This window comes from Streptomyces sp. NPDC004542 (assembly GCF_040610035.1).
GTDB lineage: Bacteria > Actinomycetota > Actinomycetes > Streptomycetales > Streptomycetaceae > Streptomyces.
This window is the reverse complement of record NZ_JBEXLP010000031.1, coordinates 1-14,563: the sequence shown is the minus strand read 5'-3', so window position 1 is coordinate 14,563 and position 14,563 is coordinate 1. Positions and strand designations below refer to the sequence as shown.

The window sequence follows — 14,563 nt, the reverse complement described above, 5'->3', positions numbered from 1 at the left end:
GGCCGCACCCCGCTTCGGGAGATGCCCCTTCCCGGCCGGAAGGGGCATCCGGGCTAACCCCCCAGCCGCACCCCCCGACTGACCGCCACCCGCAGCGCATCCTCCAGCGCCTCCGCCAACCGCACCCCGGCGAACCGCAGCTCACCGCTGCCCGCGCCCGGTTCGCCCAGCACCCCGCGCGCCAGCCCGAGCACCGCCTCGGCCCCCTCCAGTAACTCCGCCTCCACGGCATCCGCGAGCCGCGACAGCCGGCTGTCGCAGTCGTCCGTGCTGAGGTAACAAGGCAGCCCCTCAGGGCTTTTCCACGGCAGCAACCGCGGCGAAGCTCCCCTGACGTCACGCAGCATCCGCGCCTCTCCTTCCGAAACGGCCCCGTCGGAACACCCGACTCCGACATGACTACCCAGCGCGCACCGAACATCGCTGTGCGCACACAGCGCAGGTGGCCGCGGGCCGTGTTCGGCTCGGACAGGGACTCAGCGGGACGCGTGCGTCAGCTCCCCTCGAGCGGTGAGCGGCAGCCGTCAGTCCGCCCGCGGCCGCACCAGCCCCGACTCGTAGGCGATCACCACGAGCTGCGCCCGGTCCCGGGCTCCCAGCTTGGCCATGGCCCGGTTCACATGGGTCTTCACGGTCAGCGGGCTGACCTCCAGCCGCTCCGCGATCTCGTCGTTGGAGTGGCCGCCCGCGACCTGGACCAGCACCTCCCGCTCCCGCCCGGTCAGCGCCGCGAGGCGCTCCGCGCGGGCCGGGTCGTGGTCGCCCGCGTCGCCCTGGGCGAGGAAGCGGGCGATGAGGCCCTTGGTGGCCGTCGGGGAGAGCAGAGCCTCTCCCTCGGCGGCGACCCGGATGGCGTTCAGGAGTTCCTCCGGCTCGGAGCCCTTGCCCAGGAACCCGGAGGCACCGGCCCGCAACGCCTGCACCACGTAGTCGTCCACCTCGAAGGTCGTGAGGATGACGACGCGGACGTGCGCCAGCCCGGGGTCCGCGCTGATCAGCCGGGTGGCCGCCAGGCCGTCCGTGCCCGGCATGCGGATGTCCATCAGGACGACGTCGGCCTGCTGCTCGGCGCTCAGCCGTACGGCCTCCGCGCCGTCCGACGCCTCCCCAACGACCTCCATGTCCGGCTCGGAGTCGACGAGTACTCGGAAGGCGCTGCGCAGCAGTGCCTGGTCGTCGGCGAGCAGGACGCGGATGGTCACGCGGAGTCTCCCGGGGCGGCGGTGCCGGTCTTGACCGGCAGGATGGCGTGGACGCGGAAACCACCGCCGTAGCGGGGGCCGGTGGTGAGGGTGCCGCGCAGGGCGCTGACGCGCTCACGCATGCCCAGCAGGCCGTGGCCGCCGCCCGGGACGGCGGGCGCGTCCTCGGCGGGGTGGCCGTCGTCGAGGACGGTGACCTCGATGTTCGGCCCGACGCGGACGACGCTGACCTCGGCCTTGGCGTCCGGGCCCGCGTGCTTCTGCACGTTGGTGAGGGCTTCCTGGATGATGCGGTAGGCGGCCAGGTCGACGGCGGCGGGAAGTTCGGTGTCCTGGTCGGCGCGGGCGACCTCGACCCGGAGGCCGGCGTTGCGGAAGGTGTCGGCGAGGTCCTCGAGGCAGCTGAGACCGGGGGCGGGCTCGGTGGGGGCCTTCGGGTCGTCGGACTGGCGGAGCAGGCCGACGGTGGCGCGGAGTTCGTCGAGCGCGGAGCGGCTGGCCTCGCGAACGTGGGACAGGGCCTCCTTGGCCTGGTCGGGGCGCTTGTCCATGACGTGGGCGGCGACTCCGGCCTGGACGTTGACCAGGGCGATGTGGTGGGCGACGACGTCGTGCAGGTCGCGGGCGATGCGCAGGCGTTCCTCGGCGACCCGGCGGCGGGCCTCCTCCTCGCGGGTGCGTTCGGCGCGTTCGGCGCGTTCGCGGATGGCCTGGACGACCGCGCGGCGGCTGCGGACGGCGTCCCCGGCGGTGGCGCCGATGCCGGTCCAAGCGAGGATGGCGAGGTTCTCCTGGGCGTACCAGGGCAGGGGGCCGGCGAGCATGGCGGCGCCGGTGAGCACGGTCATGGTGAGCAGGCCCGCACGCCAGGTGGTGGCGCGGTCGGTGGTCGAGGCGACGGTGTAGAGGGCGACCACGGCGGACATCGCGACCGGGGCGCGGGGGTCGCCGGTGACGCACTCGATCAGGGAGACGGTGCCGGTGACCGCGAGGACCGTCTTGGGGTCGCTGCGGCGGAAGACAAGGGCCGCGGCGCCGATCGTGATGAGCAGCAGGCTGAGCGGATCGGGGCTGCGGACGCCCCAGGCGACGTCGTTCTCGCCCTGGGGCACCACGAAGGACCCCACCACCATGCAGATCAGCACGCCGGCCGCCAGTGCCGCGTCCAGCGCGAGGGGGTGCGCCTGGAGTCGGCGTCTGGCGCGGTCGAGGGTGCTCACGGATGAACAGTACGTTCCTGGGTGTTCCGCCCCCGGGCCCCGTCGTCAGCCCGGGATGAGGCCCTCGTCGCTCAGCAGTTCCCGGACCTCCTCCAGTGTCGCGTCGGGTGACGGGAGGATGAGGTCGGAGGGGTCCAGAGAGTCGTCGGGGACCGGCTCGCCGAGGGCGCGGACCTTGGCGAGGAGGGCGTGGAGGGTGCGGCGGAAGCCGGGGCCGTCGCCGTTGTCCATCTCGGCCAGCAGCTCGTCGTCGAGCGTGTCGAGTTCGGCGAGGTGGCTGTCCGCCAGCCTCACCTGCCCCTCCCCCATGATCCGTACGATCATGTCGGCCATGTCGCCCTCCAGGCTGTGGCTCTCGGCGCTCGGGCTACTGCTTGTCGAAGCGCGGGGTGTCCTGCGGCTGCTGCTGGGACTGCACCTGGCCGGTGCCGCCCTCGATCGCCTGCTGGGGCGTGCCTCCGGCCAGCTCGGCCTTCATGCGCTGCAGTTCCAGCTCTACATCCGTACCACCGGACAGCCGGTCCAGCTCGGCCGCGATGTCGTCCTTGGCCATGCCGGTGGGGTCGTCCAGGGCACCGGAGGCGAGCAGCTCGTCGATGGCGCCGGCCCGGGCCTGCAGCTGCTGCGTCTTGTCCTCGGCGCGCTGGATGGCCAGGCCGACGTCGCCCATCTCCTCGGAGATGCCGGAGAAGGCCTCGCCGATGCGGGTCTGCGCCTGGGCCGCGGTGTAGGTGGCCTTGATGGTCTCCTTCTTCGTCCGGAAGGCGTCGACCTTGGCCTGCAGCCGCTGGGCCGCGAGGGTGAGCTTCTCCTCCTCGCCCTGGAGGGTCGAGTGCTGCGTCTCCAGGTCCGTCACCTGCTGCTGGAGCGCGGCGCGGCGGGAGAGCGCCTCGCGGGCCAGGTCCTCGCGGCCGAGCGCGAGCGCCTTGCGGCCCTGGTCCTCCAACTTGGTGGACTGCTGCCGGAGCTGGTTGAGCTGGAGCTCCAGTCGCTTGCGGGAGGTGGCCACGTCGGCGACGCCGCGGCGGACCTTCTGCAGCAGCTCCAGCTGCTTCTGGTACGAGTAATCGAGGGTCTCGCGCGGGTCCTCGGCCCGGTCAAGGGCCTTGTTCGCCTTCGCGCGGAAGATCATCCCCATACGCTTCATGACACCGCTCATGGGCTTCGCGCGCCCCCTTCTGACGGACTCCAGCTCACAGATCCTGCGACAGAACCCACAGTACGGGCCCTGCATCCATTACCGCACTGTTCGGGGAAGGATGCGCTCATCCCCAAGGACGACTGCGTACGGCTCCGCTCCGGCGTAGGGAGTAGGTGGCCCCCCGGGGTGGCCGGGCGGTGGCTCCCGGCCGAACCGTCCGCGACGTCCGCGACGTCCCCTCTGCTCCCTCTGTCTCCTCTGTCCCCCTACAGGACGACTGGCGTTGCCGGATCGTTCCCCACGGGGCTGGGGTCCATGCGCCGCGACCCCGTACCCTTGGGTTTTGTGTTCCGTAGCCGTGCCAAGGAAGAGAAGGCCCCCACCGACAAGGTGGCGGTGACCGACTCCAAGCAGCCCCGAGACCCGCAGGCCCCCAAGGGCAGGCCCACGCCCAAGCGCAGTGAGGCCCAGTCCCAGCGCCGCAGCGTCGCCAGCACTCCGACGAACCGGAAGGACGCCGCCAAGCGGCAGCGCGAGGAGCGCCGCGTCCAGCTGGAGCGGCAGCGGCAGGCGCTGGCGAGCGGCGACGAGCGGTATCTGCCGGCCCGTGACAAGGGTCCGGTCCGCAAGTTCGCGCGCGAGTGGGTCGACTCCCGGTTCAACGTGGCGGAGTTCTTCCTGCCGATGGCCGTGGTCATCCTGGTGCTGAGCGTGGTGCGGGTGCCCGTGCTGCAGACCGTCGCGCTGCTGCTGTGGCTGATCGTGATCGTCCTGATCGTGCTGGACTCGGTTCTCAGCGGCTTCCGGCTCAAGAAGCGGCTGGCCGAGCGCTTCCCGGAGCAGAACCGGAAGGGCGCGGTGGCCTACGGCCTCATGCGCTCCCTCCAGATGCGCCGGCTCCGGCTGCCGAAGCCTCAGGTCAAGCGCGGAGAGCGGCCCTGAGCACGGACGCTTTCCAGGGGGGTGCGGCGGAGGCCTGGCTCAGCAGGCTGGGCGGCCTGCGGGACGTCGTACGACAGGAGCTGGTGGCCCGGCAGCTCGACGAGCAGATAGCCGGGCGGTTCCCGGTCGGGCAGCGGCTGCGGGTGCTCGACGTGGGAATGGGCCAGGGCACGCAGGCGCTGCGACTGGTCCGGGCCGGGCATCAGGTGACCGGCATCGAGCGGGACGCCACGATGATCGCGGCGGCGCGCGAGGCGCTCTCCGGTGAGCCCGAGGGGATCCGCGAGCGGATGCGGATCGTCCAGGGCGACGGCCGGGACACGGGGGTGCACTTCCTGCCGGGCAGCTTCGACGTGGTGCTGTGCCACGGGGTGCTGATGTACGTGGAGGAGCCCGATCCGCTGCTGGCCGGGCTGGCCCGGATGCTCGCTCCGGGCGGGCTGCTGTCACTGCTGGTGCGCAACGGCGACGCGCTGGCCGTGCGGCCGGGGCTGTCCGGGGACTGGGCGGGGGCGCTGGCCGCGTTCGACAGCACCTCCTACCACAACCGGCTCGGCCTCGACGTCCGGGCGGACCGGCTCGCCACGCTGACGGCCACGCTCGCCGGGATCGGCGCGCCGCTGCACGTCTGGTACGGGGTGCGGGTCTTCACGGACACGGCGGCGGACGACGCGGAGATCCCGGCCGAACTGGACACCCTGCTGGCCGCCGAGGAACGGGCGGGCCGGACGGACCCCTACCGGGGGGTCGCGGCGCTGCTGCACCTGTGCGGAGTCCGGGGCTGAGAGCCCCCGCCCCGCGATACGACCGGCCCGGACCGGCACCCCCGGCTGCGGAGACGCGACCACCAAGCACGCCGAGCCACCGGAACCCGCCACCGGGCATCGCACCGCCGCCCCACCCATGCGGAGTGCGGGGGCGCGGCCGGCAAGGGGCGGGAAGGTCCTCGTGGCCGGGTCGTCGGGGTCCGCTCCGGGGCCGGGGCGGGTTCACGTTCGGATGAGTCCGGCGGGCCGGGTGATCGTCCGGTGGGGAGACTCGGGGGCATGGATGCCTCCCGTGTGCCCGTCCTGCGGACCGTCGCTCCCCTCGTGGCCTTCGCGTGTGGCGCGGCGCTCGTCTCCGGGTGTTCCGGCGCGGAGCCGTCGGCCGGGCAGGCGCGGGCGGCGACGCGGGCCGCCCTGCCCCTGCCGGGGGCCGACCTGCAGAGCGCGTATCTGAAGGTGATCAGGGACGTCCTGCCGTCGGTGGTGCAGATCCAGGCCGGCGACACCCTCGGCTCCGGGGTCGTCTACGACGGCAAGGGACACATCGTCACCAACGCGCACGTGGTCGGGGACCGGAGAACCTTCGGGGTGACCACCGCCAGCAGCGAGGACCCGCTCACCGCGACGCTGGTGTACTCCTATCCCGAGCAGGACCTGGCCGTCCTCAGGCTGGACAGGGTCCCGGCGGGGCTGAAGGCGGCCCGGTTCGGGGACTCCGAGAAGGTGCAGGTCGGGCAGATCGTCCTCGCCATGGGCTCACCGCTCGGGCTGTCGTCCAGCGTGACGCAGGGCATCGTGTCGGCGACCGGACGGACCGTCAGCGAGAGCCGGGACGGCGGCGGAACGGGCGCCACGATCGCGAACATGGTGCAGACGTCCGCGGCCATCAACCCGGGCAACAGCGGCGGGGCTCTGGTCGGTCTCGACGGGCAGGTCATCGGCATTCCGACGCTCGCCGCCGCCGACCCCGAACTCGGGGGCAGCGCGGCGCCCGGGATCGGGTTCGCGATCCCCGCCTCGATGGTGCGGACGGTGGCCGGCCAGATCATCGCGCACGGCAGGGTGACCGACTCCGGCCGGGCCGCGCTCGGCATCACCGGGCGGACCTTCGTCGACGAGTCGTTCCGGCCCGCCGGGGTCGCCGTGGTCGACGTCAAGGCCGGCAGCGCGGCCGACAAGGCGGGCATCAGGCCCGGCGACGTCGTCACCGGGCTGGGCGGCACCGACATCACCACGGTCACCTCGCTGTCCGAGGCGCTGGCGGCGGACCGGCCGGGCCGGCGGACGACGGTGACCTTCACCCGCGACGGCGTCACGCGGACGGTGGACGTGACGTTGGGCGAGCAGTGAGGACGGGCGGGCGGTGAGGAGGGGCGGGCGAGCAGCCGTCACAGGGCACTCGCCCCGCCCCGGACGGTCAGGACTCGTCGGTGTGCAGGCTCATCGGCCCGTAGATCTCCGTGTTGTCCTCGAACAGCCGCACCTGGTCGACGCCGCCCTCCAGCAGGGCCTTGTAGTGCTCCCCGAGCCAGGATTCGGCATCCCCCTGCGTGGTGAAGTCCTCGGGCTGGACCGCGGGCTGGACCTCCGTCCCGTCGGCCTTCTCGAACCGCCACGTCCAAGCCACCATGTACGCCTCCCTGGTGCGACCACGTGCAGAGCGAAAGCCGGATCTTGGTCCGGCTCCTGCACCGAGCCTAGCCGGACGCGCAAGACCCGCGGCGACAAGCGAAAATCAGGTCCGTGGAACTGACTCTGCTCGGCACCGGTGCCCCCGCGGGACTGCCCCGCCCCGACTGTCCCTGTGCGGCCTGCGCCACCGCGCTCGGCCCGGACGCGCGGGCGGCCACCGCGCTGCTCGTGGACGGGGTGCTGCTGCTCGACCTGACGCCGGGCGCGGCGTTCGCGGCGGCGCGGGCCGGTCGTTCGCTGGGCGGAGTGCGGCAGGTGGTGCTGTCGCATCCGCACGACGGGCCGGCGGTCGAGGTGCCGGCCGGGCTGCCGCAGCCCGTACGGGTGCCGGACGGGCGGGAGTTGACGCTGCTGACGGGACATCGGGTGCGGGCGCTGGCGATGGACGCGGGCGGCACCGGGTACGCGGTGACCGGGCCGGACGGGCAGCGGCTGCTGTACCTGCCGCCGGGCGGCGCGCCCGCCGGGCTGGAGAGCGGGGCGGCGCAGGGCGCGGCGTACGACATGGTGCTCACCGACGTGGTGGGGCGGCCGGACGCGCTGGCCAGGCTGCGCGCGGTGGGCGCGGTGGGGCCGACCACGGATGTCGTCGCCGTCCACCTCGACCACCACGTGTCGCCGGGGGCGGAGGTGCGACGACGGCTGGCGGCGGCGGGGGCGCGGGCGGTGCCGGACGGGACGACGCTGGTGGTGGGAATGTACGAGCACGTGCCCGACGTGCCGCGGCGGACGCTGGTGCTCGGGGGTGCGCGGTCGGGGAAGTCGGTGGAGGCCGAGCGGCGGCTCGAGGCCTTTCCCGGTGTGCTGTACGTGGCGACGGGCGGGTCGCGCAACGGGGACACGGAGTGGGCGGCGCGGGTGGCGGTGCACCAGGAGCGGCGGCCGGGTTCGTGGCGTACGGCGGAGACGTGCGACCTCGTGCCGTTGCTCGCGGAGGACGGGCCGCCGGTGCTGATCGACTGTCTGTCGTTGTGGCTGACGGACGCGATGGACTCCGTCGGCGCGTGGGACGACGCGGAGTGGGCGTCCGGCGGGGAGCGGGCCTTGCGGACGCGGGTGCGAGAGCTGGCCGCGGCGGTGCGGGCGGCCCGGCGGACCGTGGTCGCGGTGTCGAACGAGGTGGGGTCGGGGATCGTGCCGGCGACGTCCTCCGGACGGCGGTACCGCGATGAACTGGGGCGGCTGAACGCGGCGTTCGCGGCCGAGTGCGAACAGGTGGTGCTGGTGGTGGCGGGGCAGGCGGTGGTGCTGCGGGGCTGAGCCCGGCCGACACCAGCCGGCCCGTCAGTCGTCAGCCGGCCCGTCAGGCGTCAGCCGGCCCGTCAGTCGTCAGCCGGTCCGTCCGGGCGTTCCTTGCGGGCGATGAGGCGGTAGGTGTTGGAGAAGCGGGTGCGGCGCAGGAGCGGGGCCAGGGTGTGGTCCAGGAGGGCCGCCACGTCGACGAGGGGGCTGGTGGCTCCGAGGAGGGCCGCGCGGAGCGTCTGCCGGAGTGCGCTCGGCGGGGTCGTCCGCCACGGGGCGTCCGGGGCCGGGAAGGCATGGCTCAGGGCCAGGGCCAGGGCCGCCGAGAGGTCGTGCGGGATGTGCGGGGCCCTGCGGTCCGTGCGCAGCACCGTGCAGCCGCGGGCCTCCAGTTCCGCCCGGAGGTTGGCCGGCGGCATCAGGTGGAGGTGGCGGGGCTGGCCCTGGGGCAGCCACCACTTGCCCAGGAGGACGGCGAAGTGGCTGCGCGGGTCGGCCATCTCCACGAGCAGATGCCCGCCGGGGCGCAACGCGGCGAGCGCGGCGTGGAGTTCGGCCCGCGGGTCGGGGGTGTGCTCCAGGTGGTGGAACATGCTGACGACGTCGTAGCGGGAGCGCAGGCGGGCCAGGACGCCGGGCGTGGTGAGCTGGCCGCGGTGGGCCTCGTCGATCCAGCCGGCCCGGCGGGCCTCCTCGACGCGGCCGGTGGTGCCGACCGCGTCGAAGGCGGTGTACGGGAAGAGTTCCCGCGCGGTGCGCGGGAAGTGGGCGCGGCCGGTGCCGACGTCCAGCCAGCTTTCCGGTTCGGGCTCCAGGGCCAGGATCGCCCGGGCCGCGTGCCGGTGGCGCCGGCGGCCGGAGCCGGCGGCGAGGAGGCGTTCCGCGAAGTCCTCCAGGTGCCCGTCGTGGATGTCCCCGTGGTGGAAGGCGAGCCCCTCGGCGGTGAGCGGGGGGTTCTGGAAGGCGTGCTCGCAGTCACGGCACTGGTCGAGGACGAACGTGCCCGGTTTGCGCTGGAGCAGGTCGGGTCCGCGCAGCCGGGTGCGCAGTCGGCTGGAGCCGCACCAGGGGCAGTCGTCGCGGCGCGGCCCGGTGAACCGGTCGGTGCCCAGGGAGAGTTCGGCGGCGTACAGGGCCCGGCGCCGTTCGACGGCGGCCAGGACGGGGGGCGAGGGCGGCATGGACGACTCCCTGTGCGACATTACGCTGCAAAGCGGAACGTATGGGATGCCGATCTTGGGTGCAAAGACATCGCGGGGACGTGGTGACGATGTGGCGCGGAACCGTTGGATCGCTGCCGGTACTGTTCGGCGAATGAGCTCGCTTAATCTCGACGACTTCACCGATCTGATCGAGCGTCCGGACGGGGGCGTGCGCCGTGACGCAGAGGCCCGCCGAGAACGCCGGATCGTGCCGCCCGGGTCGCTGGGCCGGCTCGACGATCTGGGTGAGTGGCTGGCCGCCGCACAGGGCGCCGTACCGGTGCGGCCGGTCGAACACCCACGGATCGTGCTCTTCGCCGGCGACCACGGCATCGCCGCACTGGGCGTCTCGGCCCGACCCGCGGGCACGGCCGACCGGCTGGTGCGGGCGGTCCTGGAGGGCGCCAGCCCGGTGGCGGTGCTCGCGCGCCGGCTGGACGTGCCGGTGCGGGTGGTGGACATGGCGCTGGACTGCGACCCGGAGTCGCTGCCGGCGGAGGTCGTACGGCACCGGGTGCGGCGCGGCAGCGGACGTATCGACATCGAGGACGCGCTGACCCCGGAGGAGGCCGAGGCGGCCTTCCGGGCGGGCGTCGCCGTGGCCGACGAGGAGGCCGACTCGGGTACGGATCTGGTGGTGCTCGGCGATGTGAGCGTCGGCGGGACCACGGCGGCCTCCGTGCTGGTGGCCGCGCTGTGCGGGACGGACGCGTCGGTGGTGACCGGGCGGGGCGGCCGGGCGATCGACGACCTGGCGTGGATGCGCAAGTGCGCCGCGATCCGGGACGCGTTGCGGCGGGCGCGGCCGGTGCTCGGGGACCAGTTGGAGCTGCTGGCGACCGTCGGCGGGGCCGACCTCGCGGCGATGACCGGGTTCCTGTTGCAGGCCGCGGTGCGCAAGCTGCCGGTGATCCTGGACGGGGTCGTGGCGTCCGCCTGCGCGCTGGTCGGGCAGCGGGTGGCGTTCCGGGCGCCGGACTGGTGGCTGGCCGGGCACGACAGCGGGGAGCCGGGGCAGGCCAAGGCGCTGGACCGGATGGCCCTGGAGCCGCTGCTCGGGCAGCGGGTGACCGTCGGCGAGGGGACCGGGGCGCTGCTCGCCCTGCCGCTGGTGCAGGCGGCGGCCGCGCTGGCGGCGGAGCTGCCCGAACGGGAGCCGGAGGAGACGCCCGGGGAGACGCCGGCGGAGAAGCCCGGGGAGGAGCCGGCGAAGGAAGCGTCCGGGGAGCTGTCCGGGGAGTTGTCCGGGGATTGACCGCCGGCGGGGGCGGTACGGCCGTAAAGGCATGGTTCGCCGGAGCGGAGCCATATGATCCCCCGTTATGGGAGATGCCCGAATTGCCGTGGACCAGGAAGCCGCCAGGGACCGGCCGGACGGGAACGGGCGGCGGTCCACCGGGGCGTCCCGGCGGGCCGCCGCCCTCGCCGTCTGGTACCTGCGCGCCGTCGCCTTCATCAACTTCCTCAGCGCCGTGTGGGTCTCCCTGGGCCAGGACGTGCGGCGCCACAACCAGGAGAACTTCTTCACGCCGTACCTGTTGACGGCCGGTTTCGCCTCGGGTGTGTTCACGACGTTCCTGGCCATCACCATGCGGCGCCGCAAGCGGGCCGCGTGGATCCTGAACCTGGTGCTCAGCGGCCTGTTCCTGGCCCTGTTCGCGTTCGCCATGGCGTTCCCGGAGATCCAGCGGTACGCGCAGAACTGGGTCTCCCTGGTCCTCACGGCCGCCTTCGTCGGCGCGCTGCTGGTGGGACGCCGGGAGTTCTACGCCAAGGGCGACCGCTCCAACCCCAGGCTCGCCGTCCTGGTCGCCGTCGGCGGCGGGCTCGTCGCCTCACTGCTGGCCGCGCTGCTGGTCACGGTCACCAACCAGGCCCCGGACGCCGCCCGGTCGACGTTCCCGCAGCGCTGGCACTACGGGACGCTGCGGCTGGTCTCGGTCGCCGCCGACGAGACGCGGTTCCCGGGCATCTCCTCCCCGAACTGGGTCAACGTCGCCGTCAACGTGATGAGCACGGGCCTGGTGCTGGCCGTGTTCTACGCCGCGTTCCGCTCCCGGCGCGCCGTCGACCCGATCACCGAGGACGACGAGAAGCGGCTGCGGGCGCTGCTGGACAGACACGGCGAGCGGGACTCGCTCGGCTACTTCGCGCTGCGCCGGGAGAAGAGCGTGGTGTGGTCGCCGACCGGGAAGGCGGCGGTGGCCTACCGGGTGGTGGGCGGGGTGTCGCTGGCCTCCGGGGATCCGATCGGCGATCCGGAGGCGTGGCCGGGCGCGATCGTGCCGTGGCTGGACCGGGCGCGGGAGCACGGCTGGATCCCGGCCGTGATGGGCACGAGCGAGGAGGCGGGCACCGTGTACGCGCGGCACGGGCTGGACGCGCTGGAGCTCGGTGACGAGGCGGTCGTGGAGGTCGCCGACTTCACGCTGGAGGGGCGGGCCATGCGGACCGTCCGGCAGGCGTACAACCGGGTGAGGCGGGCCGGGTACGCGGTGCGCATCCGGCGGCACGCGGACATCCCGGCCGCGCGGATGGCGTACCTCGTGCAGCGGGCGGACGACTGGCGCGACGGGGCCACCGAGCGGGGGTTCAGCATGGCGCTGGGCCGGCTCGGGGACCCGCGGGACGGGCAGTGCGTGATGCTCGAGTGCACGGACGCGCGGGGCGAGCTGCGGGCGCTGCTGTCCTTCGTGCCCTGGGGGCCGCACGGGCTGTCCCTCGACCTCATGCGCCGTGACCGGGACTCCGACAACGGGCTGATGGAGTTCATGGTCATCGAGCTGCTGCGGCGGGCCGCCGAGATCGGGATCACTCAGGTCTCGCTCAACTTCGCCATGTTCCGTTCCGTCTTCGAACGCGGTGCGCGCCTCGGCGCCGGGCCGGTGCTGAGGCTGTGGCGGTCGCTGCTCAGTTTCTTCTCGCGCTGGTGGCAGATCGAGTCGCTGTACCGCGCCAACGCCAAGTACCGGCCCATCTGGGAGCCCAGGTTCCTGCTCTTCGAGAAGAGCGCGGACCTGCCACGCATCGGCCTCGCCTCCGCGCGGGCGGAGGGGTTCCTGGAAGCGCCGGGGCTGCCGAAGTGGCTGCATCGCAGACACCTGGAGACGCGCGGATGACTCCGCTCGCCCGCTGGGCCCGCGCCGAATGGGGGCCGTTGTACGGCACCGTGCGCGGGTCGCTGCGGGAGCGGCGGCTGCGGGCGGTCCCGATGACGGCCGGGGCGGTGTGCCTGACGGCGGTGGTGCAGCTCGTGCAGAACCAGTCCTGGGGTTACCGGCCGGTGCAGGCGATGGGGGCCGTACGGGCCGCGGACCCGCTGTGGCTGGCGCTGCTGCGGACCCCGCTGTCCCTGTTCGTGCCGGCGCTGGACCTGCCGGTGTGGGGCGCGCTCGTCCAGATCCTGTGCGTGTCGGGCCTCGCCGAGGTCTGTCTGGGCCGCCGGCGGACGCTGGCCGTCGCGTACCTGGCCACGCTGGCCGGCACCCTGTACGCGCGCGTCGGCATCGCCCTGGGTCCGCACCACCTGCTGGGGTTGCCGGGAACGGATGCCCAGGTCGTCGACACCGGCCCGTCCGCGGCCGTGGTGGGGCTCGCCGTGTACCTGGGCCGGCGGTACGGCGCCCACGTCACGGCGGGCGGCGTGGCCGCCGCGATACTGGCCGAGGCCCTGCTCAAGGAGAACCTCGCGGGCAAGGAACACCTGGCGGCCCTGGCGGTGGTCGCCCTGCTGTGCGCGGCGGAGGCGGCACTCGGCCGCCGCCCGCCCGCGCCCGCCGGCAGGGCCGCGGACGACCCCGCGCGGGGCGCGGGGCGCGGCGCGGCCGGCCTCCACGCACCCGCGTCCGGCCGTGCTCGTCAGGGCCCCCGCTGATCCCCGGCCCGCGTGACCCGGGGAACATCCGGCCGGCCGCCGATCCAGTCCTGGACGGCCAGGCCCACCCGCAGCCACCGGCGGTCGTGACGGTAGGCCCGCAGCCAGGACCGGGCGCGGGCGCGGGCGCGGCGGCGGTAGAAGCGCCGGGCCCAGTAGGAGCAGGGCAGAGCCAGCCGCACCGCGCCGACCAGGGCGACGACGGGGACGACGATGCCGAAGACCGCGGTGCGGAGCTTGCCCTTGGTCAAGGCGACGAGGGAGAGGACGAAGTTGCCGGAGACGGTGGCGATGACGGTGCCGCGGCCCTGGAGTTCGCCCTGTGAGAGGTCGTTCACGCCGAACGGGGAGAAACCGGCGAGGACCAGGCCGACCAGGGCGGCGGTGAGGATGACGACCTCGACGCTCCTGCGGCCGTCCTCGGTCCAGTAGACGTCGTGGAGGTGCAGGATCAGCGCGAACTCGTCCAGGACGAGCCCCGCGCCGATGCCGAAGACGACCGCGAAGAAGCCCGCGCCGAAGCCGTGCCGGACGCTGGCGACGACCCCGAAGCCACCGACGACCATGAGGACGACACCGGGCACCACGTGGTGGATGTGCAGCCCGCCGGCTCCGGTGACGTTGCCGAACGGCCCCTTGCCCGCCCGGATCATGCGGGTGATCGCGCGGGTGACCAGGAAGGTGAGGACGAAGGCGGCGAGGGCGAGGAGCAGCGGGAGCTTGCCCGGCTCGCCGATGTTCCGCCACCACCAATGTCCCATATGCGCACTTTAATGGCGGGGGCCGCACGGGTCCGCATGGCCGCCCGGTAACCTGCGCCGGTGCCCGAGCCCACTGCCCCCTCCTCCCCCGCGCCCTGGCCGGACGGCCTGCGCTTCGCCTTCGGCACCCTCACCGTCCTGCCCGTCCGGGTCACCCGCTGGGACCGGGCGGCGGCCCGCGGCGGCATGCTGTGCGCCCCACTGGCCGGCCTGGTGGTCGGCGTGTGCGCGGCCGCGCTCGGCGTGCCGCTGCTCCTCCTCGGCGCCGGCCCCCTGCTCGCCGCCGTCGCCACCGTCGCCGTACCCGCCGCGCTCACCCGGGGCCTGCACCTGGACGGGCTGGCCGACACCGCGGACGGGCTGGGCAGCGGCAAGCCCGCCGAGGACGCGCTGCGGATCATGAAGCAGTCGGACATCGGGCCGTTCGGTGTGCTCACGCTGGTCCTCGTGCTCCTGGCCCAGGTGGCCGCGCTGGCCCAGGCGTACGGCGGCTCCTGGGCCCGGGGCGCGCTCGCGGCGG

16 protein-coding genes are annotated in these 14,563 nt (G+C 73.9%); 8 read left to right on the top strand and 8 right to left on the bottom strand.

What is annotated here, in order from left to right; all coding sequences use genetic code 11:
- Positions 1 to 53: 53 nt before the first annotated feature.
- From ABZX30_RS18775 to ABZX30_RS18755, 5 genes are all read right to left on the bottom strand, one after another.
- Positions 54 to 347, bottom strand: a complete 294-nt coding sequence (locus ABZX30_RS18775; RefSeq protein ID WP_355934773.1) for a hypothetical protein — start codon at positions 345 to 347, stop codon at positions 54 to 56.
- A 177-nt stretch (positions 348 to 524) separates the two neighbouring features.
- Positions 525 to 1,202, bottom strand: a complete 678-nt coding sequence (locus ABZX30_RS18770) for a response regulator transcription factor (protein WP_355934772.1) — start codon at positions 1,200 to 1,202, stop codon at positions 525 to 527.
- Positions 1,199 to 2,422 carry a sensor histidine kinase gene (locus ABZX30_RS18765; RefSeq protein WP_355934771.1) on the bottom strand — a complete coding sequence of 408 codons (1,224 nt, stop codon included), beginning with the start codon at positions 2,420 to 2,422 and terminating at the stop codon, positions 1,199 to 1,201. The genes ABZX30_RS18770 and ABZX30_RS18765 overlap by 4 nt, the downstream gene beginning before the upstream one ends.
- Positions 2,423 to 2,467: 45 nt before the next feature.
- A complete protein-coding gene (locus ABZX30_RS18760) occupies positions 2,468 to 2,746 on the bottom strand; it encodes a hypothetical protein (protein WP_355934872.1) in 279 nt (92 codons plus the stop codon).
- A gap of 43 nt (positions 2,747 to 2,789) precedes the next feature.
- Entirely contained in the window at positions 2,790 to 3,581 is a 792-nt protein-coding gene (locus ABZX30_RS18755; RefSeq protein WP_355934769.1) for a PspA/IM30 family protein, read from the bottom strand.
- 297 nt (positions 3,582 to 3,878) lie between these two features.
- Here ABZX30_RS18755 and ABZX30_RS18750 point away from each other — a divergent pair, with 297 nt between their 5' ends.
- The 3 genes from ABZX30_RS18750 to ABZX30_RS18740 all read left to right on the top strand — a co-directional run bounded on the left by ABZX30_RS18750 (position 3,879) and on the right by ABZX30_RS18740 (position 6,622).
- The gene (locus ABZX30_RS18750; protein WP_355934767.1) at positions 3,879 to 4,505 is read left to right on the top strand and encodes a DUF3043 domain-containing protein; all 627 of its coding nucleotides are present in this window, start codon (positions 3,879 to 3,881) and stop codon (positions 4,503 to 4,505) included.
- An 83-nt stretch (positions 4,506 to 4,588) separates the two neighbouring features.
- Positions 4,589 to 5,290: a methyltransferase domain-containing protein gene (locus ABZX30_RS18745; protein ID WP_355934765.1), complete on the top strand. Its 702-nt coding sequence runs from the start codon at positions 4,589 to 4,591 to the stop codon at positions 5,288 to 5,290.
- 261 nt (positions 5,291 to 5,551) lie between these two features.
- Positions 5,552 to 6,622: a trypsin-like peptidase domain-containing protein gene (locus tag ABZX30_RS18740; protein WP_355934763.1), complete on the top strand. Its 1,071-nt coding sequence runs from the start codon at positions 5,552 to 5,554 to the stop codon at positions 6,620 to 6,622.
- A gap of 67 nt (positions 6,623 to 6,689) precedes the next feature.
- On the opposite strand, the gene ABZX30_RS18735 is transcribed toward ABZX30_RS18740, so the two are convergent.
- Positions 6,690 to 6,902 carry a hypothetical protein gene (locus ABZX30_RS18735; protein WP_355934761.1) on the bottom strand — a complete coding sequence of 71 codons (213 nt, stop codon included), beginning with the start codon at positions 6,900 to 6,902 and terminating at the stop codon, positions 6,690 to 6,692.
- A gap of 113 nt (positions 6,903 to 7,015) precedes the next feature.
- Between ABZX30_RS18735 and ABZX30_RS18730 the strand changes: the two genes are divergently transcribed.
- Complete coding sequence (locus ABZX30_RS18730; RefSeq protein ID WP_355934760.1) at positions 7,016 to 8,224, top strand: bifunctional adenosylcobinamide kinase/adenosylcobinamide-phosphate guanylyltransferase; 1,209 nt, start codon at positions 7,016 to 7,018, stop codon at positions 8,222 to 8,224.
- Positions 8,225 to 8,286: 62 nt separating this feature from the next.
- Here ABZX30_RS18730 and ABZX30_RS18725 read toward each other — a convergent pair whose 3' ends face one another.
- Entirely contained in the window at positions 8,287 to 9,387 is a 1,101-nt protein-coding gene (locus ABZX30_RS18725) for a class I SAM-dependent methyltransferase (RefSeq protein WP_355934758.1), read from the bottom strand.
- A gap of 133 nt (positions 9,388 to 9,520) precedes the next feature.
- Here ABZX30_RS18725 and cobT point away from each other — a divergent pair, with 133 nt between their 5' ends.
- From cobT to ABZX30_RS18710, 3 genes are all read left to right on the top strand, one after another.
- On the top strand, positions 9,521 to 10,663 hold the full coding sequence (gene cobT, locus ABZX30_RS18720) for a nicotinate-nucleotide--dimethylbenzimidazole phosphoribosyltransferase (RefSeq protein ID WP_355934756.1): 1,143 nt from the start codon (positions 9,521 to 9,523) through the stop codon (positions 10,661 to 10,663).
- A 67-nt stretch (positions 10,664 to 10,730) separates the two neighbouring features.
- On the top strand, positions 10,731 to 12,527 hold the full coding sequence (locus ABZX30_RS18715; RefSeq protein WP_355934754.1) for a phosphatidylglycerol lysyltransferase domain-containing protein: 1,797 nt from the start codon (positions 10,731 to 10,733) through the stop codon (positions 12,525 to 12,527).
- Positions 12,524 to 13,282, top strand: a complete 759-nt coding sequence (locus ABZX30_RS18710) for a hypothetical protein (RefSeq protein ID WP_355934753.1) — start codon at positions 12,524 to 12,526, stop codon at positions 13,280 to 13,282. The genes ABZX30_RS18715 and ABZX30_RS18710 overlap by 4 nt, the downstream gene beginning before the upstream one ends.
- Here ABZX30_RS18710 and ABZX30_RS18705 read toward each other — a convergent pair.
- Positions 13,267 to 14,043: a hypothetical protein gene (locus ABZX30_RS18705; protein WP_355934751.1), complete on the bottom strand. Its 777-nt coding sequence runs from the start codon at positions 14,041 to 14,043 to the stop codon at positions 13,267 to 13,269. The genes ABZX30_RS18710 and ABZX30_RS18705 overlap by 16 nt on opposite strands.
- A 60-nt stretch (positions 14,044 to 14,103) precedes the next feature.
- Between ABZX30_RS18705 and ABZX30_RS18700 the strand changes: the two genes are divergently transcribed.
- A partial coding sequence (locus ABZX30_RS18700) for an adenosylcobinamide-GDP ribazoletransferase (protein WP_355934749.1) occupies positions 14,104 to 14,563 on the top strand: 460 nt, incomplete at its 3' end.

What these genes read in the sequence shown, in the direction of transcription:
- ABZX30_RS18775 (WP_355934773.1), bottom strand. Translation starts at nt 347, where the DNA reads ATGCTGCGTGACGTCAGGGGAGCTTCGCCGCGGTTGCTGCCGTGGAAA.
- ABZX30_RS18760 (WP_355934872.1), bottom strand. Translation starts at nt 2,746, where the DNA reads ATGATCGTACGGATCATGGGGGAGGGGCAGGTGAGGCTGGCGGACAGC.
- ABZX30_RS18755 (WP_355934769.1), bottom strand. Translation starts at nt 3,581, where the DNA reads ATGAGCGGTGTCATGAAGCGTATGGGGATGATCTTCCGCGCGAAGGCG.
- ABZX30_RS18750 (WP_355934767.1), top strand. Translation starts at nt 3,879, where the DNA reads ATGCGCCGCGACCCCGTACCCTTGGGTTTTGTGTTCCGTAGCCGTGCC.
- ABZX30_RS18740 (WP_355934763.1), top strand. Translation starts at nt 5,552, where the DNA reads ATGGATGCCTCCCGTGTGCCCGTCCTGCGGACCGTCGCTCCCCTCGTG.
- ABZX30_RS18735 (WP_355934761.1), bottom strand. Translation starts at nt 6,902, where the DNA reads ATGGTGGCTTGGACGTGGCGGTTCGAGAAGGCCGACGGGACGGAGGTC.
- ABZX30_RS18725 (WP_355934758.1), bottom strand. Translation starts at nt 9,387, where the DNA reads ATGCCGCCCTCGCCCCCCGTCCTGGCCGCCGTCGAACGGCGCCGGGCC.
- cobT (WP_355934756.1), top strand. Translation starts at nt 9,521, where the DNA reads ATGAGCTCGCTTAATCTCGACGACTTCACCGATCTGATCGAGCGTCCG.
- ABZX30_RS18715 (WP_355934754.1), top strand. Translation starts at nt 10,731, where the DNA reads ATGGGAGATGCCCGAATTGCCGTGGACCAGGAAGCCGCCAGGGACCGG.
- ABZX30_RS18710 (WP_355934753.1), top strand. Translation starts at nt 12,524, where the DNA reads ATGACTCCGCTCGCCCGCTGGGCCCGCGCCGAATGGGGGCCGTTGTAC.
- ABZX30_RS18705 (WP_355934751.1), bottom strand. Translation starts at nt 14,043, where the DNA reads ATGGGACATTGGTGGTGGCGGAACATCGGCGAGCCGGGCAAGCTCCCG.